This is a genomic window from Rhodococcus aetherivorans (assembly GCF_011058165.1).
GTDB lineage: Bacteria > Actinomycetota > Actinomycetes > Mycobacteriales > Mycobacteriaceae > Rhodococcus > Rhodococcus aetherivorans.
Genome location: NZ_JAALEG010000003.1, coordinates 103,883 through 124,951, shown reverse-complemented (window position 1 = coordinate 124,951; position 21,069 = coordinate 103,883). Strand labels below are relative to the sequence as shown.

Annotated in this window: 18 protein-coding genes; 15 read left to right on the top strand and 3 right to left on the bottom strand. The window is 70.8% G+C overall.

Going from position 1 to position 21,069, the window contains the following annotated elements:
* Positions 1-22 precede the first annotated feature (22 nt).
* The 9 genes from G6039_RS02300 to secA all read left to right on the top strand — a co-directional run bounded on the left by G6039_RS02300 (position 23) and on the right by secA (position 11,739).
* Positions 23-685: a TetR/AcrR family transcriptional regulator gene (locus tag G6039_RS02300; protein WP_029544617.1), complete on the top strand. Its 663-nt coding sequence runs from the start codon at positions 23-25 to the stop codon at positions 683-685.
* A 58-nt stretch (positions 686-743) separates the two neighbouring features.
* Entirely contained in the window at positions 744-2,231 is a 1,488-nt protein-coding gene (gene ahcY, locus G6039_RS02295; RefSeq protein ID WP_006942661.1) for an adenosylhomocysteinase, read from the top strand.
* Positions 2,232-2,262: 31 nt separating this feature from the next.
* Positions 2,263-2,928, top strand: a complete 666-nt coding sequence (locus tag G6039_RS02290) for a dTMP kinase (RefSeq protein WP_029544615.1) — start codon at positions 2,263-2,265, stop codon at positions 2,926-2,928.
* 5 nt (positions 2,929-2,933) lie between these two features.
* Positions 2,934-3,611, top strand: a complete 678-nt coding sequence (mtrA, locus tag G6039_RS02285) for an MtrAB system response regulator MtrA (protein WP_006942670.1) — start codon at positions 2,934-2,936, stop codon at positions 3,609-3,611.
* Positions 3,608-5,350, top strand: a complete 1,743-nt coding sequence (gene mtrB, locus G6039_RS02280) for an MtrAB system histidine kinase MtrB (protein ID WP_255326733.1) — start codon at positions 3,608-3,610, stop codon at positions 5,348-5,350. Before mtrA ends, mtrB begins: the two co-directional genes overlap by 4 nt.
* On the top strand, positions 5,347-7,119 hold the full coding sequence (lpqB, locus tag G6039_RS02275) for an MtrAB system accessory lipoprotein LpqB (RefSeq protein WP_006942676.1): 1,773 nt from the start codon (positions 5,347-5,349) through the stop codon (positions 7,117-7,119). Before mtrB ends, lpqB begins: the two co-directional genes overlap by 4 nt.
* 43 nt (positions 7,120-7,162) lie before the next feature.
* Positions 7,163-7,810, top strand: a complete 648-nt coding sequence (locus G6039_RS02270) for a ComF family protein (protein ID WP_152103905.1) — start codon at positions 7,163-7,165, stop codon at positions 7,808-7,810.
* A gap of 255 nt (positions 7,811-8,065) precedes the next feature.
* Positions 8,066-8,740 carry a ribosome hibernation-promoting factor, HPF/YfiA family gene (hpf, locus tag G6039_RS02265; RefSeq protein WP_006942687.1) on the top strand — a complete coding sequence of 225 codons (675 nt, stop codon included), beginning with the start codon at positions 8,066-8,068 and terminating at the stop codon, positions 8,738-8,740.
* Positions 8,741-8,907: 167 nt separating this feature from the next.
* Positions 8,908-11,739: a preprotein translocase subunit SecA gene (gene secA, locus G6039_RS02260; RefSeq protein WP_029544610.1), complete on the top strand. Its 2,832-nt coding sequence runs from the start codon at positions 8,908-8,910 to the stop codon at positions 11,737-11,739.
* Positions 11,740-11,777: 38 nt separating this feature from the next.
* Here secA and G6039_RS02255 read toward each other — a convergent pair whose 3' ends face one another.
* Positions 11,778-12,281 (bottom strand): Rv3235 family protein, encoded by a 504-nt coding sequence (locus G6039_RS02255; RefSeq protein WP_037201793.1) that lies wholly within the window; start codon positions 12,279-12,281, stop codon positions 11,778-11,780.
* Positions 12,282-12,477: 196 nt separating this feature from the next.
* Between G6039_RS02255 and G6039_RS02250 the strand changes: the two genes are divergently transcribed.
* The 6 genes from G6039_RS02250 (at position 12,478) to G6039_RS02225 (ending at position 18,654) form a co-directional block, all read left to right on the top strand.
* Positions 12,478-12,927, top strand: a complete 450-nt coding sequence (locus G6039_RS02250; RefSeq protein WP_006942692.1) for an HAD-IA family hydrolase — start codon at positions 12,478-12,480, stop codon at positions 12,925-12,927.
* Positions 12,924-14,336: a WS/DGAT/MGAT family O-acyltransferase gene (locus G6039_RS02245; RefSeq protein ID WP_043797060.1), complete on the top strand. Its 1,413-nt coding sequence runs from the start codon at positions 12,924-12,926 to the stop codon at positions 14,334-14,336. The genes G6039_RS02250 and G6039_RS02245 overlap by 4 nt, the downstream gene beginning before the upstream one ends.
* Before the next feature lie 3 nt (positions 14,337-14,339).
* The gene (locus G6039_RS02240) at positions 14,340-14,852 is read left to right on the top strand and encodes a DUF6912 family protein (protein ID WP_029544606.1); all 513 of its coding nucleotides are present in this window, start codon (positions 14,340-14,342) and stop codon (positions 14,850-14,852) included.
* 106 nt (positions 14,853-14,958) lie between these two features.
* The gene (locus tag G6039_RS02235; protein WP_029544604.1) at positions 14,959-16,089 is read left to right on the top strand and encodes a ferredoxin reductase; all 1,131 of its coding nucleotides are present in this window, start codon (positions 14,959-14,961) and stop codon (positions 16,087-16,089) included.
* Positions 16,090-16,124: 35 nt separating this feature from the next.
* Entirely contained in the window at positions 16,125-17,357 is a 1,233-nt protein-coding gene (locus tag G6039_RS02230) for a fatty acid desaturase family protein (protein WP_006942699.1), read from the top strand.
* 61 nt (positions 17,358-17,418) lie between these two features.
* Positions 17,419-18,654: a fatty acid desaturase family protein gene (locus G6039_RS02225; RefSeq protein ID WP_006942700.1), complete on the top strand. Its 1,236-nt coding sequence runs from the start codon at positions 17,419-17,421 to the stop codon at positions 18,652-18,654.
* A gap of 79 nt (positions 18,655-18,733) precedes the next feature.
* Here the strand turns inward: G6039_RS02225 and rsgA are convergent, their stop codons facing one another.
* On the bottom strand, positions 18,734-19,753 hold the full coding sequence (gene rsgA / locus G6039_RS02220) for a ribosome small subunit-dependent GTPase A (RefSeq protein ID WP_006942701.1): 1,020 nt from the start codon (positions 19,751-19,753) through the stop codon (positions 18,734-18,736).
* Positions 19,720-21,006 (bottom strand): 3-phosphoshikimate 1-carboxyvinyltransferase, encoded by a 1,287-nt coding sequence (aroA, locus tag G6039_RS02215; protein ID WP_037200999.1) that lies wholly within the window; start codon positions 21,004-21,006, stop codon positions 19,720-19,722. Before aroA ends, rsgA begins: the two co-directional genes overlap by 34 nt.
* Positions 21,007-21,069: the final 63 nt, after the last annotated feature.

Below are 21,069 nucleotides of genomic sequence, written 5' to 3'. Positions count from 1 at the left end.
CGCCGCGTGAAAACGTCGCGGCATGTCGATCGTGCACGAATCGTCCCCCGCCGGGGAGCCCCCGCGAGCCGGGGAACCCGAGGACCGGCAACGCGTACCGTTCCACGAGGCCAGCCGGATGCTGCTGCGCAACTCGGTGCTCGATGCCATGCGGGACCTGCTCACCGCCCGCGACTGGTCCGCCGTCACCATGACGGACGTCGCCCGGGGCGCCGGTGTGAGCCGGCAGACGCTCTACAACGAGTTCGCCTCGCGGCAGGGCCTGGCCCAGGCGTATGCCCTGCGCCTGGTCGATCAGTTCGTCGACGCCGTCGACGACGCGATCTACAGCCATGTGGGGCAGGCGCGCGACGCCCTCGTCGAGGGATTCACGTCGTTCTTCGTCGAGAGCAGCGCCGACCCGCTGATCCAGTCGCTGCTGCGCGGCGAGGCCAAGCCCGACCTGTTGCGGTTGATCACCACCGATTCGGCGCCGCTCATCGAGCGGGCCTCCGCCCGGCTGTCGGAAACCTTCCAGCGCAGCTGGGTCCAGGCGTCCGCGTCGGATGCGGGCATCCTCGGCCGCGCGATCGTGCGCATCGCGATGAGCTACATCTCCATGCCGCCCGAGTCCGACCGGGACGTCGCCGCGGACCTGGCGGAGCTGCTCGGGCCGTTCATCGATCGCTCCGCCCGGCACGACTGAGCAGCGAGTTGTATAGCCTGTTGGCAGAACCGACTGACAACAGGAGAGGCATTCTCACGTGTCCGACACCAAGCTCGTGGCCGACCAGCTGAATGGGATCGACTTCAAGGTCGCCGATCTGTCCCTCGCCGAATTCGGCCGCAAGGAGATCCGGCTGGCCGAGCACGAGATGCCCGGCCTGATGGCGCTGCGCCGCGAGTACGCGGAGGTGCTGCCGCTGAAGGGCGCGCGGATCTCCGGCTCGCTGCACATGACCGTCCAGACGGCCGTGCTGATCGAGACGCTCGTCGCGCTCGGCGCCGAGGTGCGCTGGGCCTCGTGCAACATCTTCTCGACCCAGGACCATGCCGCCGCTGCGGTCGTCGTCGGCCCGCACGGCACCGTGGAGGCCCCGCGCGGTGTGCCGGTGTTCGCGTGGAAGGGCGAGACCCTCGAGGAGTACTGGTGGGCTGCCGAGCAGATGCTCACCTGGCCCGCCGCCGCCGACGGGACACCGCGGCCGGCCAACATGATCCTCGACGACGGCGGTGACGCCACCATGCTGGTGCTCAAGGGCGCGCAGTTCGAGAAGGCGGGTGTGGTGCCGCCGGTGGACGAGGAGCACGACTCCGCCGAGTACCGGGTGTTCCTGGCGCTGCTGCGCGAGTCCCTCGCGCAGGACGCGAAGAAGTGGACGGCGATCGCCGAGTCGGTGCGCGGCGTCACCGAGGAGACCACCACCGGTGTGCTGCGGCTGTACCAGCTCTCGGCCGGCGGCGACCTGGCGTTCCCCGCGATCAACGTCAACGACTCGGTCACCAAGAGCAAGTTCGACAACAAGTACGGCACCCGGCACTCGCTGCTCGACGGCATCAACCGCGGTACCGACGTGCTCATCGGCGGCAAGGCCGCCCTGGTGTGCGGCTACGGGGACGTCGGCAAGGGCTGCGCGGAGGCGCTGCGCGGGCAGGGTGCGCGCGTGTCCGTCACCGAGATCGACCCGATCAACGCGCTGCAGGCGCTGATGGACGGCTTCGATGTCGTCACGGTCGAGGGCTTCATCGAGCAGGCCGACATCGTGATCACCGCGACCGGCAACAAGGACATCATCACCTTCGACCACATGCGCCGCATGAAGCACCAGGCGATCCTGGGCAACATCGGCCACTTCGACAACGAGATCGACATGGCCGGCCTCGAGCGGGCGGCGGACGTCACCCGCATCAACATCAAGCCGCAGGTCGACGAGTTCCGTTTCGCCGACGGGCATTCCATCCTCGTGCTGTCCGAGGGCCGGTTGCTCAACCTCGGCAACGCCACGGGCCATCCGTCGTTCGTGATGAGCAATTCGTTCGCCAACCAGGTGATCGCCCAGATCGAGCTGTGGACCAAGCCGGACGAGTACGACAACGAGGTCTACCGCCTGCCCAAGCACCTGGACGAGAAGGTCGCCCGCATCCACGTCGAGGCCCTCGGCGGCGAGCTCACCAAGCTGTCCAAGGACCAGGCCGAGTACATCGGGGTCGACGTGGAGGGCCCGTACAAGCCCGAGCACTACCGGTACTGAGCACGGTAGCGAGGATCGCAGGACACCGCCGATGGGCGCGTTGATCGTCGTGGAGGGGCTCGACGGGGCCGGCAAGCGGACACTGTCCGCGGGCCTCGTCGAGGCTTGGCGCGCTGCGGGATTCGTCGTCGCGACGCTCGCGTTTCCGCGCTACGGCGTGTCGGTGCACGCCGACCTCGGTGCCGAGGCCCTGCGGGGCCGGCACGGTGACGCGGCCTCGAGCATCGAGGCGATGGCCCTGCTGTGGGCCCTCGATCGGCGCGACGCCGCCGACGAGTTGCGGAAGCTCCTGGCGGACAACGACATCGTGCTGCTCGACCGGTATGTCGCGTCCAACGCCGCCTACACCGCCGCGCGGCACCACGAGGACGGCTCGGGGCCGTCGGTGGAATGGGTCCGCGAGCTCGAGTTCGATCGGTTCGCGCTGCCCGTACCGGATCTGCAGTTGCTGCTGCGGGTGCCCGTGGAACTGGCTGCGCAGCGGGCCCGCAGTCGCGCCGCTGCCGACACGGCCCGCGATCGGGACGCGTACGAACGGGACTCGGGTCTGCAGGCCCGGACCGGGCAGGTGTACGACGACCTCGCACGCCGACAGTGGATGTCGCCGTGGCGGGTTGCCGGACCCGACGCCGATCCGCGACAACTCGCCGCCGAGATCTCAAATCAGCTTCACCACGGTCGAGGAGTGACACGATAGAAGCCATGAAGCCGAGGATTCTGGTTGTCGACGACGACACCGCGCTCGCCGAGATGCTCACGATCGTCCTGCGGGGCGAGGGATTCGAGCCGTACGTGGTGGGTGACGGTTCGCAGGCGCTGAACGCGGTCCGAGAGATTCGGCCCGACCTCGTCCTGCTCGACCTCATGCTCCCGGGCATGAACGGCATCGACGTGTGCCGGGTGCTGCGGGCCGACTCGGGCGTGCCCATCGTGATGCTCACCGCCAAGTCGGACACTGTGGACGTGGTGCTCGGGCTCGAATCCGGCGCCGACGACTACATCGTCAAGCCGTTCAAGCCCAAGGAACTCGTGGCCCGGGTCCGGGCGCGGCTGCGTCGCACCGAGCAGGAACCGGCCGAGGTGCTCTCCATCGGCGACATCGCCATCGACGTTCCCGCCCACAAGGTCAGCCGTGGGGACGAACTGATCTCTCTCACGCCGCTCGAGTTCGATCTGCTGGTGGCGCTCGCGCGCAAGCCGCGGCAGGTGTTCACCCGTGAGGTGCTGCTCGAGCAGGTCTGGGGCTACCGGCACGCGGCCGACACCCGCTTGGTGAACGTCCATGTGCAGCGGTTGCGCGCGAAGGTCGAGAAGGATCCCGAGAATCCCGAGGTGGTGCTGACGGTGCGTGGCGTCGGCTACAAGGCCGGACCGCCGTGATCGGTGGGTACCGACTGCGGCGGCGGATCACGAGGAGGACCCTGCCGCTGCTGAGGTGGTCACGTGCGGTGAGCAACCGGCTCGCCCACACGTGGCGGCGATCGTTGCAGCTCCGGGTCGTGGTCTCGACCCTGTCGCTGTCGCTGATCGTGATGCTCGTCCTCGGTGTCGTGCTCACCAGCCAGATCACCGAGCGGCTGCTCGAGGTGAAGATCAACGCCGCCACCGAGGAGGTCGAGCGCTCCCGCGCACTCGTCGAGGGCCAGCTCGCCGGCGCCGACGACTCCGGTTCGCTGCAGGTACGGCTCGACGGGGCCGCCGCGGCATTGACCAACCGCGGCAGCGACGCCGGCCAGGACACCGGCGTCGCGGGCACCTTCGACCCGGTGCTGATCGTGCCGGGCGACGGACCGCGCGCCCCGACGTCGAGCGGTCCTGCCGACCAGATCCCCGAGAACCTGCGCGCCTTCGTGCAGAAGGGCCAGATCTCCTACCAGTTCGCGACCGTGTCGGATCCGGACGGTTACTCCGGCCCGGCCCTGATCGTGGGCACCCCGACGGCGTCGGACATCTCCACCCTCGAGCTGTACCTGGTGTTCCCGCTGGCGGGCGAGGAGAACACGCTGTCGCTGGTGCGGGGCACGCTGCTCGTCGGCGCCGGCGTGCTGCTCGCCGCGATCTCGATGATCGTCGCGCGCCAGGTCGTGCTGCCGATCCGCTCGGCGTCGCGCATCGCGGTCCGGTTCGCCGACGGCCGGCTCAAGGAACGCATGCCGGTGCGCGGTGAGGACGACATGGCGCGCCTGGCCATGTCCTTCAACGAGATGGCCGAAAGCCTGTCGCGGCAGATCACGCAGCTCGAGGAGTTCGGCAACCTGCAGAAGCGGTTCACCTCGGACGTCAGTCACGAGCTGCGGACTCCGCTGACGACGGTGCGGATGGCCGCCGACCTGATCCACGACGGCAGCGACGAACTCGACCCGTCCCTGAAGCGGGCCTCGGAGCTGCTCGTCACCGAGCTCGACCGGTTCGAGAGCCTGCTGGGTGATCTGCTCGAGATCAGCCGTCACGACGCCGGCGTCGCCGAGCTCGCGGCCGAGCAGCTCGACCTGCGGATGTGCGCCCGTGCCGCGGTGTCCACCGTCCGGCACCTCGCCCGCGAGAGCGGGACCGAGCTGATCGTCGACCTGCCCGGCGAACCCGTTACCGCCGAGGTGGATCCGCGCCGCGTCGAGCGCATCCTGCGGAACCTGCTCGCCAACGCCATCGACCACGGGGAGGGAAAACCCATCCTGTTGCGCCTGCGCGCCGACGACAACGCCGCCGCCTTCATCGTCCGGGACCAGGGCGTCGGCCTGCGTCCGGGCGAGGAGAAACTCGTCTTCAACCGGTTCTGGCGCTCGGACCCGTCGCGGGTCCGGCGGTCCGGCGGAACCGGTCTCGGCCTGGCGATCAGCGTCGAGGACGCCAACCTCCACAACGGCAAGCTCGAGGCGTGGGGCGAGCCCGGCCAGGGGTCCTGCTTCCGGCTGACCCTCCCGCGGGAACGGGGACGCAAGGTCGGCCGCAGTCCGCTGCCGCTCGTTCCCAGCACGGTCCGTGCGGTCCAGGGCCGCCCGCTGCCGGGAGCGGCCGCGCCGGCCGAGGCGGAGTCGGCGGATGCCGGGACCGGCGACGACGCCGGGACGGCCGCGGATTCGGCGCACGTGCCGGTCCCGCCCGAGGGAGCCGCCACATGAGGGGCACGAAGACGATCCTCACGGCGATGCTCGGCCTGACCGTCGCCGTGTCGGGGTGTGCCAGCCTGCCGGACTCGTCGTCGCCGCAGGCGGTCGGCACCATCGCCCGTGAGCCCACCACCACCTCGGTCCCCCCGCCGGCACCGGGCCGGGAACCGGACCTGCTCCTGCGCGACTTCCTGCGCGCCAGCACCGACCCGGCGAACCGCCACCTCGCGGCCCGGCAGTTCCTCACCGCCGACATGTCGGCCGGGTGGGACGACGCCGCCAGCGCGACGATCGTGGACAAGGTCGACGTGCTGCCGGAGTCGCGCAGCGCCGAGCGCGCGACGTACGTCATCCGCGCCAACCGGGTCGGGCACCTGGAGGAGGGCGGGGTCTACCGCGCCGACGAGGGACCGTTCGAAACCAGGATCACGCTCGTGCTCACGGGCGGCGAGTGGCGCATCGACGAGATGGGACCGGGCGTCGTCATGGACCGCCCGCAGTTCCTCAACGGCTACCAGCGACGCTCGCTGTACTTCGTCGACCCGTCCGGGCGCACGGTCGTGCCCGACCCCCGCTGGATCGCCGCGACCCAGGACCAGACCGCGGCACAGCTGATCGACCTGCTCATCGAGGGCCCGAAGGCGGCCCTGGCACCGGCCGTGCGCACGGAACTCGGCTCCGGGGTGTCCGTGCGGGGGCCGATCACCAAGGCCGACGGCCGCACGACCCAGGTCGGTGTCGGTCTCGGGGGCGTCCGGATCGACTTCCTGGGGTTGAAGCCCCTGGGCAAGGAGAGCCGCGAGATGCTGGCGGCACAGGTGATCTGGACCCTCGCCAACGCCGAGATCACCGGGCCCTACGTGCTGCTCGCGGACGGTCAGCCGCTGGACGAGCGGTTCCCGAACGGCTGGACCACCGCGGACGTGGCGTCGATGAACCCGCTGGCCACCTCGAGCGCCACCATCGGCCTCCACGCCCTGCGGGGCGGCGGGCTGGTCAGTGTCGCCGAGACCGGGGTGACTCCGGTGCCCGGGGCCTTCGGCGCCGCGACGAACCTGCGCTCGGTCGCGCTGTCGCACGACGGCGAGCTCGCGGCCGCCGTCGCCGACACCGGGCGTCCCGCCCCCGAAGCCACCGCCGAGCTGCTGATCGGCCCCTACCGCGACGGGACGGCGGCACGTGCCCTGCAGGGCGAATCGATCACGCGGCCGACGTGGGCGCTCGACGACAACTCCGTGTGGGCCGTGGTCAACGGCACGAACGTGGTGCGCGTGGTGCGCGAGCCGGGCACCGGCCGGGTCACCGTCCTCCCCGTCGACGCCGGCTCCGTGCGGGCCGTGGGCAACGTGATCAGCGATCTGCGGCTTTCCCGCGACGGCGTGCGCGCGGCGATGATCGTGGACGGCCGCGTGTACGTCGCGGTGGTCGTGCAGAAGTCGAACGGCGAGTTCTCGCTCACGACGCCGCGGGAGATCGCCATCGGCCTCGGCAGCCCGGCGTTGTCGCTGGACTGGAGCACCCCGGACACCGTGGTGGTGGCACGGTCCGCCTCCGACGTGCCCGTCGTGCAGGTCGCGGTGGACGGCTCCCGCATGGACGCCCTGCCGAGCCGGAACCTCACCCCGCCCGTGGTCGCCGTCGAGGCGTCGACGACCTCGGAGTTCGTGGCCGACTCGCGGGCGGTGTTCCAGCTGAACAACGCCGATCCGGCCGGCGACCGGTACTGGCGCGAGGTACCCGGCCTGACCGGGCTGCAGGCGGTCCCCGTCCTGCCGGGCTGACGGTCCGGCGCGGGATGTCGGGGCCGGCGGCCACACTGGCGCGGTGCTGACCTCGCTGCTGGATCTGGTGCTGCCCGTCGAGTGCGGCGGTTGCGGACTCGCCGGCGTCGGCTGGTGCCGGCGCTGTGCCCGGGAACTGGCGGACGTGCCCGCACGGGTCCGGCCCCGGGTCGATCCCGACGTGCCGGTGTGGGCGCTGGGGCCGTACCGCGGCGCCCGCCGTCGCGCGGTGATCGCGGCCAAGGAACACGGCCGGCGCGATCTGGCCGGCCCGCTCGGCCTCGCGCTGGCGACCGCCGTGTCGCGGTTGCGGCGCTGGGGCGAGCTGCCCGCCGGACCCGTCGTCGTGGTGCCCGCCCCGACGAGGGCGCGGGCGGCGCGGTCACGCGGCGGCGACCCGGTGACGCGCGCGGCGCGCGTGGCCGCCGGCCACGACCGGCGGCTCGAGGTCTGCGGCCTCCTCGGCACCGGGCGCGGCGTCCGGGATTCGGTGGGGCTGTCGGCCGCCCAGCGGCAGCGCAACCTGGCCGGCCGGGTGCGGATCCGGACGGCGGCGGGTCCGCCGCCCGGGGCGGCGGTGCTGCTCGTCGACGACGTCGTCACCACCGGCGCCACCGCGGCGGAGTCGGTGCGGGTCCTGCGGGCCGCGGGCCATCGCCCGTGCGGGGTGCTGGTGATCGCCGCCGCGTAGCGAGCCGGAGGGCCCTGCGCCGCGGGACGTGGGTCCGCGAGAAGGGGGACATCGGTCCTGCCACGAGGTGACCACGGCGTGAAATTCGACGGAACGGTGGCACTCCCCGCCGTTCCGTACTACCGTCGCCCTCAGACCCGAAAACACAGGTAGCGGGCGCAAAACGCCCCTGACCGTCGTGTCGGGCGGAGCGCGTTTCGCGCTCGTCGATCATGCCGGCGCGCGAGCTGCGCCGGCCGTACTCGGGAGGTACGAGTGACGATCCCTTCGAAGTCCAAGGTTCCCGCTGCAGAGGCCGAAGCCGGTACTGCGGAGTCCAACGGTCCCCGCGCCGACATCGTCGTCAAGGGGCGCAACGTCGAGGTCCCGGATCACTTCCGGGTCTACGTGTCCGAGAAGCTCGCTCGGCTCGAACGTTTCGACCCGACGATCTTCCTGTTCGATGTGGAGTTGCAGCACGAGCGCAATCGCCGGCAGCTGAAGAGTTGTCAGAGAGTCGAGATCACCGCTCGGGCCAAGGGACCGGTGGTGCGCGCGGAGGCGTCCGCGGACAGTTTCTACGCCGCCTTCGAGTCCGTGACGGACAAGCTGGAGTCGCGGTTGCGTCGCACGAAGGACCGCCGCAAGGTGCACCACGGGGAGAAGACCCCCGTCTCGGTCGCCGAGGCCACCGCGCAACTCGCCAAGGACGACTCCCTCGGCATCTCACCGGAGATCTCGCTGGAACAGCACGAGCCCGAGCCCACAGGTCCGGGCCGGATCGTGCGCACGAAGGAGCACACGGCCGAGCCGATGACCGTCGACGACGCGCTGTACGAGATGGAGCTGGTGGGGCACGACTTCTACCTGTTCCACGACAAGGAGACCGACAGTCCCTCGGTCGTCTACCGCCGGCACGCGTTCGACTACGGATTGATCCGGCTGGTGTGACGACCGCACCGCGGAGCGGCGGCGCCTCGCGCGCCACCCTGCCGAGCGGTCGCCCGTCGTCACCTCGCTGAAAGACCGCCTACCATGGAATCCGGCCGGGGTCGATACAGGCCTCGGCCGGATTTTCGTTGCCCGTGCTGTACCCGAGATTGAGGACGAACACGCCCGTGCTGTCGCTGTCGAAGCTGCTCCGAGTCGGTGAAGGTCGCATGGTCAAGCGGCTCAAGCACATCGCCGACCACGTCGATTCCCTCTCACCCGAGTTCGAGACGCTCACCGACGAGCAGTTGCGGGCCAAGACGGACGAGTTCCGCCGGCGTTACCAGGACGGCGAGACCCTCGACGAGCTGCTGCCCGAGGCGTTCGCGACGGCCCGCGAGGCGTCGTGGCGGGTGCTGGGCCAGAAGCACTACCCGGTTCAGATCATGGGCGGCGCGGCGCTGCACTTCGGCAACATCGCCGAGATGAAGACCGGTGAGGGCAAGACCCTGACCTGTGTGCTGCCCGCCTACCTCAACGCCATCGCCGACGAGGGCGTGCACGTGGTGACGGTCAACGACTACCTCGCCAAGCGCGACTCCGAGTGGATGGGCCGGGTGCACCGGTCCCTCGGGCTCGAGACCGCGGTGATCCTGTCCGGCCTCCCGCCCGCCGAGCGGCGCGCCGCGTACGCCGCGGACATCACCTACGGCACCAACAACGAGTTCGGCTTCGACTATCTGCGCGACAACATGACGCACTCGCTCGACGATCTCGTGCAGCGCGGCCACAACTTCGCGATCGTCGACGAGGTCGACTCGATCCTCATCGACGAGGCCCGCACGCCGCTGATCATCTCGGGCCCGGCCGACGCGTCGAGCAAGTGGTACGCCGAGTTCGCGCGGATCGCGCCGCTGCTGAAGAAGGACGTCCACTACGAGGTGGACATCAAGAAGCGCACCATCGGCGTGCACGAGGCGGGGGTGGAGCTCGTCGAGGACCAGCTCGGCATCGACAACCTGTACGAGGCGGCGAACTCGCCGCTGGTGAGCTACCTCAACAACGCCATCAAGGCCAAGGAGCTGTACCAGCGCGACAAGGACTACATCGTCCGCAACGGCGAGGTGATCATCGTCGACGAGTTCACCGGCCGCATCCTCGTCGGACGGCGCTACAACGAGGGCATGCACCAGGCCATCGAGGCCAAGGAAGGCGTCGAGATCAAGGCGGAGAACCAGACGCTCGCCACGATCACGCTGCAGAACTACTTCCGCCTCTACGACAAGCTCTCCGGCATGACGGGCACCGCCGAGACCGAGGCCGCGGAGCTGCACCAGATCTACGAGCTCGGCGTGATCCCGATCCCGACGAACAAGCCGATGGTCCGCGCGGACCAGGGCGACCTGATCTACAAGACGGAGGAGGCGAAGTTCGCGGCCGTCGTCGACGACGTCGCCGAGCGCCACGCCAAGGGCCAGCCGGTCCTGATCGGCACCACCAGCGTCGAACGCTCCGAATACCTGTCCAAGCAGTTCACCAAGCGCGGCATCCCGCACAACGTGCTCAACGCCAAGTTCCACGAGCAGGAGGCGACGATCATCGCCGAGGCCGGCCGGTCCGGCGCGGTGACCGTCGCCACCAACATGGCCGGTCGCGGTACCGACATCGTGCTCGGGGGCAACCCGGACATCCTGGCCGACGTGGAGCTGCGCAAGCGGGGTCTCGACCCGGTCCACACGCCCGAGGAGTACGAGGCGGCCTGGGACGAGGTGATCGAGCGGATCAACGCCGAGGTCAAGGCCGACGCCGACAAGGTCCGGGCGGCGGGCGGCCTGTACGTCCTCGGCACCGAGCGGCACGAGTCCCGCCGTATCGACAACCAGCTGCGCGGCCGTTCCGGCCGGCAGGGCGATCCGGGTGAGTCGCGCTTCTACCTCTCGCTCGGCGACGAGCTGATGCGCCGCTTCAACGGCGCGGCACTCGAGTCGATCATGACCCGCCTGAACCTGCCCGACGACGTGCCGATCGAGGCGAAGATGGTCTCGAAGGCCATCAAGAGCGCGCAGACGCAGGTCGAGCAGCAGAACTTCGAGATCCGCAAGAACGTCCTGAAGTACGACGAGGTGATGAACCAGCAGCGCACCGTCATCTACGACGAGCGCCGCCGCATCCTCCGCGGGGAGGACCTCGAGGGCCAGGTCGAGCACATGATCGCGGATGTGGTCACCGCGTACGTCGACGGCGCCACCGCCGAGGGCTACGTCGAGGACTGGGACCTCGAGCAGCTGTGGACGGCGCTGAAGACCCTCTACCCGGTGGGCATCGACCACAAGGAACTCACCGTCTCCACGAACGGCGAGCCCGCGGACCTCAGCCGCGAGGAACTGCGCGAGGCCCTGCTGGAGGACGCGCGCGCCGCGTACGCCCGTCGCGAGGCGGAGATCGACGCCGTCGCCGGCGAGGGCGGCATGCGCGAGCTCGAGCGCCGCGTCCTGCTGTCGGTGCTCGACCGCAAGTGGCGGGAGCACCTCTACGAGATGGACTACCTCAAGGAGGGCATCGGCCTGCGGGCGATGGCGCAGCGCGACCCGCTCGTCGAGTACCAGCGCGAGGGCTACGACATGTTCATCGGCATGCTCGAGGGCCTGAAGGAGGAGTCCGTCGGATTCCTGTTCAACCTGCAGGTCGAGGCGGCGCAGCCGCAGCCGGCCCCGGGCGTCAGCGTCACCGCCGCGTCCGCGGCCGTCACGGCGCAGGCCGCCCCCACCCTGGCGAAGCCTGCTCCCGCCCCGGCACCTCCTGCTCCCGCGCCCGCTCCGGCCGCGCTGCGCGCGAAGGGGCTCGACGAGGACGAGGAGCGCAACCTCACCTACACCGGGCCGGCCGAGGACGGCAGTGCCCAGGTGCGGCGCAGCCCCGCGACATCGTCGCCGGCCGCGTCCGCGCCCGGGACGACGGGCACCCGCCGGCAGCGCCGGGAGGCGGCACGCAAGCAGACCAAGGCGCAGCGCCGCCGCTGACGACCCGGCCGGAGCGCCGGCCCGGCCGCGTCGTCCGGTCAGCCCAGCCACACGGTGGTGATCAGCCAGCCGTGCGGCGTCCGGCGTGTCGTGGGATGGCGCGAGACCCGGCCGGCCAGCGCGAATACGCGGTGGCCGCGGCCGTAGGAGCCGAACAACTCGGCGGTGTCGGCGTCGACCGCGCGCAGCCGGGTCCGCAGGAGCACCGCGGTCCCCGTGTCGCCCGACTTCGCCACGGCGGCGACGGTCGCGTGCAGCGACGAATGCAGCACCGCGGCGAGTTGGGTCTCCGGGCGGCGCCGGTCGGCCACCTCGAGGATCAACCGGGCCGCGAGGTCGGCGAACCGTCGCGCCGCCGGATCCACCTCCGGCAGCGGCCGGCCGGCCGGCGGCGCCGAGGCGCGCACCGAGCGGCCGTCGTGCGGGGTGAGGCGGCGCCGCGCGTGCCGGCGATGCGGTCCGGCCGGGCAACAGCGCTGCACCGGCGGCTCGAACGGAACGATGCGCCGGACGTAGTGGGCGTCGCCGTGCGGAGATGTCATCGGTTCTCCCGGATCCAGGGGGGCGACGTCGGCGCGGAACGGCCGACGCCCGGTGTGCGGACCCCGGGAGAGGACGGAGTCGCCGGTCATGGTGCCACATCCGCGCCGAGGAGGCGCGAGCATGGCGGGTCCGGTGTCGCCGCGTCGTTCGGGCTGTTGCATCGCCGAACCGGTGCTCGCGAACTAGGGTGAGGCGATGCGTGGACTGGTGCTCGATTTCGGTGGGGTGCTCGCGGGCCCCGGCACGGACGCGGCCGCGCTCGGTGGGGTGCTCGCCGAGGTGCGCCGGCGCGGCGTGCGCACCGCGATCCTCAGCAACGATCCGGGTGGTCCCGCGGCCGGCCCGCTGCGCGATCTCGGGCGCGGCCGGCTGGTGGACGAGGTGGTGCTGTCCGGAGACGTGGGCACCGCCAAACCGGACCCGCGCAGCTACCTGCTGGTGGCCCGGCGTCTCGGGCTCGAACCGTCGGCGTGCGTGTTCGTCGACGACCTGCGGGTGAACGTGGACGGCGCGGTCGCGGCGGGGATGGTCGGCGTGCATCATGCCGATGCCGCCGAGGTGGTGGCGGAATTGACGGTGCTGTTCGGCCTCGGCGAGTCGTCGCGGGCCGGGGCGCCGCGGGACGAGGGGGATGTCGGGCGATGACCAAGCGGATGTCGGCTCAGGACGCGTCGTTCTACTTTCTGGAGACGAGCAATACGCCGATGCACATCGGCTCGCTCGCCATCCTGGAGCAGCCGCGCGGTGGGCTCGACTACGAGGACGTGCTGCGGCTGGTGGAGCGACGTCTCGCGGCGGTGCCGCGGTACCGGCAGAAGGCCCGCGAGGTCGCGCTCGGCCTGGCGCGGCCCGTGTGGGTCGACGACCGCGACTTCGACATCACCTACCACGTGCGGCGCTCGGCATTGCCGCGGCCCGGCTCCGAAGCGCAGCTGCACGACCTGTTGGCCCGGCTGATCTCCCGTCCTCTCGACCGTTCGCGCCCGCTGTGGGAGATGTATCTCGTCGAGGGCCTGGCCGGCGACCGGTGCGCCCTGTTCACCAAGACCCACTCGGCCCTGGTGGACGGCGAGGAGGCACTCGAGATCGGGCAGGTGCTCTTCGAGCCCACCGAGACTCCCCGGGTTGATCCGGAGGAGCTGTGGATGCCGGAACCGGAGCCGAGCGACTCGGCGCTGGTGTTCGGCGCGCTCGCGGAGCTGGTGGCCCGCCCCGGCGAGGCCGTGTCGGGGTTGCGGGCGGCCGTCGGCGATCTGGCCGCCACCGCCGGCGAGGCGCTGGATGTGGTGGGCCGGTTGGCGCGCACCGCCGCCCAGTCCGCGCCCGGCAGCCCGCTGAATGCCTCGATCTCCCGCAACCGCCGGTTCGCGGTGGTCAAGGCCGATCTCGAGCTGTACCGGAAGATCCGGGCCCGCTACGGCTGCACCATCAACGACGTCGTGCTGGCGGTGATCGCGGGGGCGCTGCGGTACTGGCTGCTCTCACGCGGGGAGCCGCTGACGGAGGCGACGGTGGTGCGGGCGATGGTGCCGATGTCGGTGTACACGCAGGACCCGGATGCGCCCGACGAGGGTGGGGACGTGTCCGCGGCGGGGCCGCGCGGGGAGGTCTCGACCTTCCTGGTGGACCTTCCGGTCGGTGAACCGAACGCGGTCGTCCGCCTGTCCCACATCTCGCACGCCGGGGAGGCCTACTCGCGGCAGGGCCGGCGGGTGCCCGCGCGGTCGATGATGCGGCTGTCCGGGTTCGCGCCCGCGACCATGCACGCGGTCGGGGCGCGTGTCGCGAGTGGTTTCTCCCAGCGCATGTTCAACCTGATGATCACGAACGCACCGGGTCCGCAGCATCCCCTCTACCTCGCCGGGGCGCGGGTGCTCGAGATGTACCCGATCTCGCCCCTGCTGAAGAACCAGGCACTGAGCGTCGCGTTGACGTCGTACGACGGCAACGTCTACTACGGTCTGAATGCGGACCGCGACGCCATGCCCGATGTGGAGGTGCTGACGTCGCTGCTGCACGAGTCGCTCGAGGAGTTGTTGGATGCCAGTAGGTGAGTTGTGACACGGGTGTACGTGCCGGCCACGATCGAGACGTTGAAGCGGTTGGTCGCCGACGGCGAGTTCGAGGCGGTGAGCCGCACCGCGTTCGCGGTCACCCCCGCGTTGCGCGAGGCGTACACCTCCGGCGACGACGAGGAACTCGCCGAGGTCGCGATGGCCGAGGCGGCCCGCGCCTCGTTGCGGTTGCTCGCCGGCCGGGCCGACGACGACCCGGCTCCCGAGTTCGGCCTGCGCCGGGTGGTCGTGGCCGCGGACGTCGACGGGGTGACTTTGCGCCCGGATCTCGACGATGCGGTGGTCCGGCTGCCCGGACCGGTGCCGCTGTCCGCGGTCGCGTCGGTGCATGTGGACCTCGCCGCCGCGGAGCAGGACATCGCCCGTGCCCTCCCGGTCGTGGACGCGGCCGACCTCGGCGACGAGGAGGCGGAGTTCGTGCTGGGCGACGCCGAGGACCACGAACTCGCCTGGTACGCCGCCCAGGAACTGCAGTTCCTGCTCGAGTTGCTCTGAGCCGCTCCCGGCCCCGAGTGTGACGGCTGTCTCGCCGCAACCTACGCCTCCGTAGGGAGCTGGTAACCTACGGAGGCGTAGCCCCTGGACGAGGAGAAGTGATCGGATGGGTCTGAAGGACTGGATCGAGCGGCCGGCGGCGCATGTCGCGACGAGGGACCGATCCGTGTCGAATCTCCTGCGCGGCGCGGCCGCGCGGTTGACGACACCGCTCCTGCCCGACGACTACCTGCACCTCGCCAACCCGCTGTGGTCGGCGCGCGAGCTGCGCGGCCGCATCGTCGAGGTCCGCCGCGAGACCGCCGACTCCGCGACGCTCGTCATCAAGCCCGGCTGGGGCTTCGACTTCGGGTACGCGCCGGGCCAGTACATCGGCATCGGGCTGCACGTCGACGGCCGCTGGCACTGGCGTTCGTACTCGCTGACCTCGTCGCCCACCTGGGACCGCAAGCTCATCTCGATCACCGTCAAGGCCATGACCGACGGTTTCCTGTCGAGTCACCTCGTGAGCGGCGTGCCCGCGGGCACGATCGTGCGGCTCGCCGCGCCCAAGGGCGAGTTCGTCCTGTCCGACCCCCCGCCGCCGAAGATCCTCTTCCTCACCGCGGGCAGCGGCATCACCCCGATCATGTCGATGCTGCGCACCCTCGACCGCCGGTCGCTGCAGGCGCATGCCGAGCTGCCCGACGTCGTGCACGTGCACTCGGCGCCCACCGCCCCCGAGGTGATGTTCGCCGACGAGATCGCCCGCTTCGGTGCGGACCACGAGCAGTACCGCCCGTACGTGCGGCTGACGCGGGAGCAAGGCAAGTTCACCCTCGCCGAGCTGGACACGGTGTGCCCGGACTGGCGGGAGCGCCAGGTGTGGGCGTGTGGCCCGCAGGCGATGCTCGACGACATGGAGCGGTTCTGGGATGCCGCGGGCCTGCCGGAGCAGCTCCATCTGGAACGCTTCGCCGTCACCCGGGCGGACACCTCCGGCGCCGGCGGCACGGTGACCTTCGCCAAGTCGGGCAAGACCGTCACCGTCGACGGTGCGACGACCCTGCTCGAGGCGGGTGAGAGCGCCGGCGCCCTGATGCCGTTCGGCTGCCGGATGGGAATCTGTCAGACTTGTGTGGTGCCCCTGGAGAAGGGGCACGTCGTCGATCTCCGGTCCGGCAAGGAACACGCCGAGGGGGAGCGGGTTCAGACCTGCATCTCCGCGGCTGCCGGAGACTGCACGCTCGGCGCCTGACGCACTACCGACCCGGACCAGGGGGAAGGACCCCGGTGGCAATCACCGACATCACCGAGTTCGCGCACCTCACCGACGCGGACATCGAGGAACTCGGCCGCGAGTTCGACGCGATCCGTCGCGACATCGAGGACACCCGGGGGCTGCGCGACGCCCGCTACATCCGCAACACCATCCGGCTGCAACGCGTGCTCGAGATCGGCGGCCGGGCGGCGCTGTTCGGCAGCCGCCGGCGTCCGCTGTGGCTGCTCGGCACGGGCCTGCTCTCCCTGTCGAAGATCATCGAGAACATGGAGCTCGGGCACAACGTGATGCACGGGCAGTGGGACTGGATGAACGACCCGGAGATCCACTCGACGTCGTGGGAGTGGGACCAGACGGGTCCGTCGCAGCACTGGAAGCGCGCCCACAACTACGCGCACCACACCTATACGAACATCGTCGGCATGGACGACGACGTGGGATTCGGCATCCTGCGGATGACGCGCGACGAGAAGTGGCGGCCGATCAACCTGCTGCAGCCCGTGGCCAACCTGATCTTGGCGGCCACCTTCGAGTGGGGCATCGCCCTGCACGACCTCGGAGCCGAGAAGAAGGCGTGCGGTGTGCCGCCGGGGCAGCGGAACTCCCAGCCCACCAAGGACTTTGCCCGGAAGATCGCGCGGCAGCTGGGCAAGGACCTGGTGCTGTTCCCGGCCATGACGGGCCGGGCGTGGCGCAGCACGATCACCGCGAACCTCACGGCCAACCTGGTGCGGAACCTGTGGGCGTACGTGGTGATCTTCTGCGGTCACTTCCCCGACGGCGCCGAGAAGTTCACCGTGGCGCAGTACGAGAACGAGACGCAGGGCCAGTGGTACCTGCGGCAGCTGCTCGGTAGCGCCAACATCGATGCCGGTCCGGTGATGGCCTTCATGACCGGCAACCTGAGCTACCAGATCGAGCACCACCTGTTCCCGGACCTGCCCAGCAACCGCTACCCGGAGATCGCGGAGCGGGTGCGCACGCTGTGTGCGAAGTACGACCTGCCGTACACGAGCGGTCCGCTCGGCAAGCAGTACCTGCTGGCGCTGCGCACGATCCACAAGCTGGCGTTGCCGGACGCGTGGTTGCGGGCGACGTCGGACGACGCCCCGGAGACCTCCTCCGAGCGCAAGTTCCGGCGTCCCGATCTGCCGCGGGTGCGGTCGGTGGGGGAGCGTCGCGAGGGGCTGGCGACCGCGCTGCAGACATTGCGCGCCGCCAAACGCGCCGCCCGGCGGAAGTGATCTGCCGCACAAGCTACATCTCCGTAACCTACGGACTCGTAACCTACGGTACGGTAGGCGCATGGCCATTTCGGACATCAAGGAGTACGCGCACCTCACGGAGGCGGACGTCGAGGCCCTCGGCCGAGAACTCGACGCCATCCGGCGAGACATCGAGGACTCCCGCGGCGAACGCGACGCCCGCTACATCCGCAACACGATCCGGCTGCAGCGCGGCCTGGAACTCGGCGGGCGCGCGGCGCTGTTCGGCAGCCGCCGGCGTCCGCTGTGGCTGCTCGGTGCGGGCCTGCTCGGCGTCTCGAAGATCATCGAGAACATGGAGCTCGGGCACAACGTGATGCACGGGCAGTGGGACTGGATGAACGATCCCGAGGTCCACTCCGCCAGCTGGGAGTGGGACAACGCCGACCCGTCCGCGCACTGGAAGCAGACCCACAACTACCTGCACCACAAGTACACCAACATCCTCGGCATGGACGACGACGTGGGATACGGCCTGCTGCGGGTCACGCGGGACCAGCGCTGGTCGCCGTTCAACTACGGCAACATCGTCTACAACGCGCTGCTCGCCCTGCTGTTCCAGTACGGCGTCGCGGTCCAGCATCTCGAGCTCGGCAAGGTGGCCAAGGGCCGCGACGACCGCGCCGAGACCAAGCGCAAGCTGCGCGAGGTCGGGGACAAGATCGGTCGCCAGATCGTCAAGGACTACGTGGTCTACCCGGCGCTGACGGGCAAGGCCTGGAAGTCCACGCTGACCGCGAACATGACGGCGAACGTCATCCGGAACCTGTGGACCAACGCGGTCATCTTCTGCGGGCACTTCCCCGACGGCGCCGAGAAGTTCACCAAGGCCGACGTCGACAACGAGTCGCAGGCGCAGTGGTACCTGCGGCAGATGCTCGGCAGCGCCAACATCTCCGGCGGCCCCGTCATGGACTTCATGACCGGCAACCTGAGCTACCAGATCGAGCACCACCTGTTCCCGGACCTGCCGTCCAACCGGTACGCCGAGATCGCGGTGAAGGTCCGGCAGCTGTGCGACAAGTACGACCTGCCGTACACCACCGGCCCGCTCGCGGTGCAGTACTTCAAGTCGTGGCGCACCATCGCCAAGCTGTCGCTGCCGAACAAGTACCTCGCCGACACCCCGGACGCCGCACCCGAAACCGCGTCCGAACGCGGCTTCGGCGGCACCGCCGTGGTGGACCCCGCGACCGGCCGGCGACGCGGTCTGGCGACCGCGATCCGCGAGAACCGCCGGGTCCGCGGTGTGCGCCGCCTCCTGGGCATGCGCTGATCCCGAGCCCGCATCGAGCGCCCGGCGTCCCCGTGACGCCGGGCGCTCGGCGTCGCGGGCCCGTATCACCGGCTCTCGGTCACCAGGTCTCGTTCGCGGCGATCGCGGTCAACAGAGCCCGCACCGCCATCGCGCGGCGCCGGGACTTGCCCTCGAGTTCGTCGAGCGCGCACTCGGGATCCGCAGGCGGGCCCAGGTGGGTGCAGCCGCGGGGGCAGGCCTCCACCGCCTCGGCAAGATCCGAGAAGGCGGCGATCACGTTGTCGGCGCCGATGTGCGCGAGTCCGAACGACCTGATACCGGGCGTGTCGATCACCCAACCACCGCCCGGCAGCGGCAACGCCACCGACTGCGTGGAGGTGTGCCGGCCCTTCCCGACGCCCGAGACCGCCCCGATGGCCCGGTCGGCATCCGGGACGAGTCTGTTGACCAGGGTCGACTTCCCGACGCCGGAGTGGCCGATCAGGGCCGTCACCTTGCCGGTGAGCATCTCCCGGAGTTCCGTCAGGTCCCGATCCTGTCCGGCCAGCATCACGCGGACGTCCAGGTCGGCGAACTGCGCGGTGAACTCGGCCGGATCGGCGAGATCGCTCTTGGTCAGGCACAGCACCGGGTCGAGACCGCCCGCGTACGCGGCGACCATGGACCGTTCGACCAGCCCGGTCCGCGGCGGCGGATCGGCCAGCGCGACGACGATCAGCAGTTGCTCCGCGTTGGCCACGACGATCCGCTCGAACGGGTCGGTGTCGTCGGCGGTGCGGCGCAGCACCGTGGTGCGCTCCTCTACCCGCACGATCCGCGCCAGGGTGTCGGGCCGTCCCGACAGGTCCCCGACCACGGCGACCCGGTCGCCGACCACGACGGGGGTGCGGCCGAGCTCACGGGCCCGCATCGCCACCACCGGCCGTGCCGGATCGCCGCCCAGCACGCAGCCCCACCGACCGCGGTCGACCGAGACCACCATCGCCTCGGCGGCGTCGAGATGAGCCGGCCGGTCCTTCGTGCGCGGACGCGAGCCCTTGCCCGGACGGATCCGGACATCGGACTCGTCGTAGGTGCGCCGGCTCAGGAGCGTGCTCCCGTCAGCATCCCGGCCCACAGCTCGGGGAAGTTCGGCAGGGTCTTGGCGGTCGTGCCGATGTCCTCGACCTCGACGCCGTCGACCACGAGGCCCACGATCGCGCCCGCCGTGGCCATCCGGTGATCCGCGTACGAATGCCAGCGCCCGCCGTGCAGCGGCGCGGGCACGATGTGCAGGCCGTCGGCGGTCTCGGTCGCGGCGCCGCCGAGCTTGCCGAGCTCCGTGGCCAGGGCGGCCAGGCGGTCCGTCTCGTGCCCGCGCAGGTGCGCGATGCCCCGCAGCGTGGACGGGGTCGTCGCCAGCGCCGCGAGCGCTGCGACGGTGGGGGCGAGCTCACCCACGTCGTGCAGGTCGATGTCGAGGCCGCGCAGGCGCTCCGGGCCGCGCACGGTGAGCGTGCCGCCGGACAGGGCGACGTCGGCGCCCATCTGCTGGAGGATGCCGCGGATCGCGTCGCCGGCCTGGGTGGTGCGCTGCGGCCACCGCGGCACCGACACCGTGCCGCCCGTGACGGCCGCGGCCGCCAGGAACGGGGTCGCATTGGACAGATCCGGCTCGACCACGCGGTCCACCGCGCGGATCGGGCCCGGCGCGACCCGCCAGGTGTCGGGCACGGTGGTGTCCACCGTCACCGCGGACTCGCGCAGCATGTCGACGGTCATGTCGATGTGCGGCATGGACGGCACGGCCGCCCCGGCGTGCCGGACCGTGACGCCCTCATCGAACGCCGCGGCGGACAGCAGCAGCCCCGAGACGAACTGCGACGAGCCGGACGCGTCGATGGTGACGACACCGCCGCGCAGGCGGCCGCGCCCGTGCACGGTGAAGGGCAGGGTGTCGCCGTCGACGTCGGCGCCGAGCGAGCGCAGGGCCTCGAGGACCGTGCCCATCGGCCGCGTGCGCGCCTGCTCGTCGCCGTCGAAGAAGACGTCGCCGTCGGCCAGTGCCGCGACGGGCGGCACGAATCGCATCACCGTGCCGGCCAGGCCGCAGTCCACCCGGGCGCCGTGCAGCCGGCCGGGGGTGACGTGCAGGGTGGTGCCGTCGTCGCGTTCGTCGATCGTCGCGCCGAGTCCGCGCAGGGCGCCGATCATCAGGTCGGTGTCGCGGCTGCGCAGCGCGCCGGTCACGGTCGACGGGCCGTCCGCGAGGGCGGCGAGGATCAGGGCGCGGTTGGTGATCGACTTGGACCCGGGCAGCGTGACGGAACTGTCGACGGGTGACTCGGCTCGGGGCGCACTCCACGGATTCACCCGTCCATCTTCGCCCATCCGCGCGCGAGGGCCACACCTGCCACACTTCGAAGCCGTGTGCGGCCGGCATGCGGTGACGGC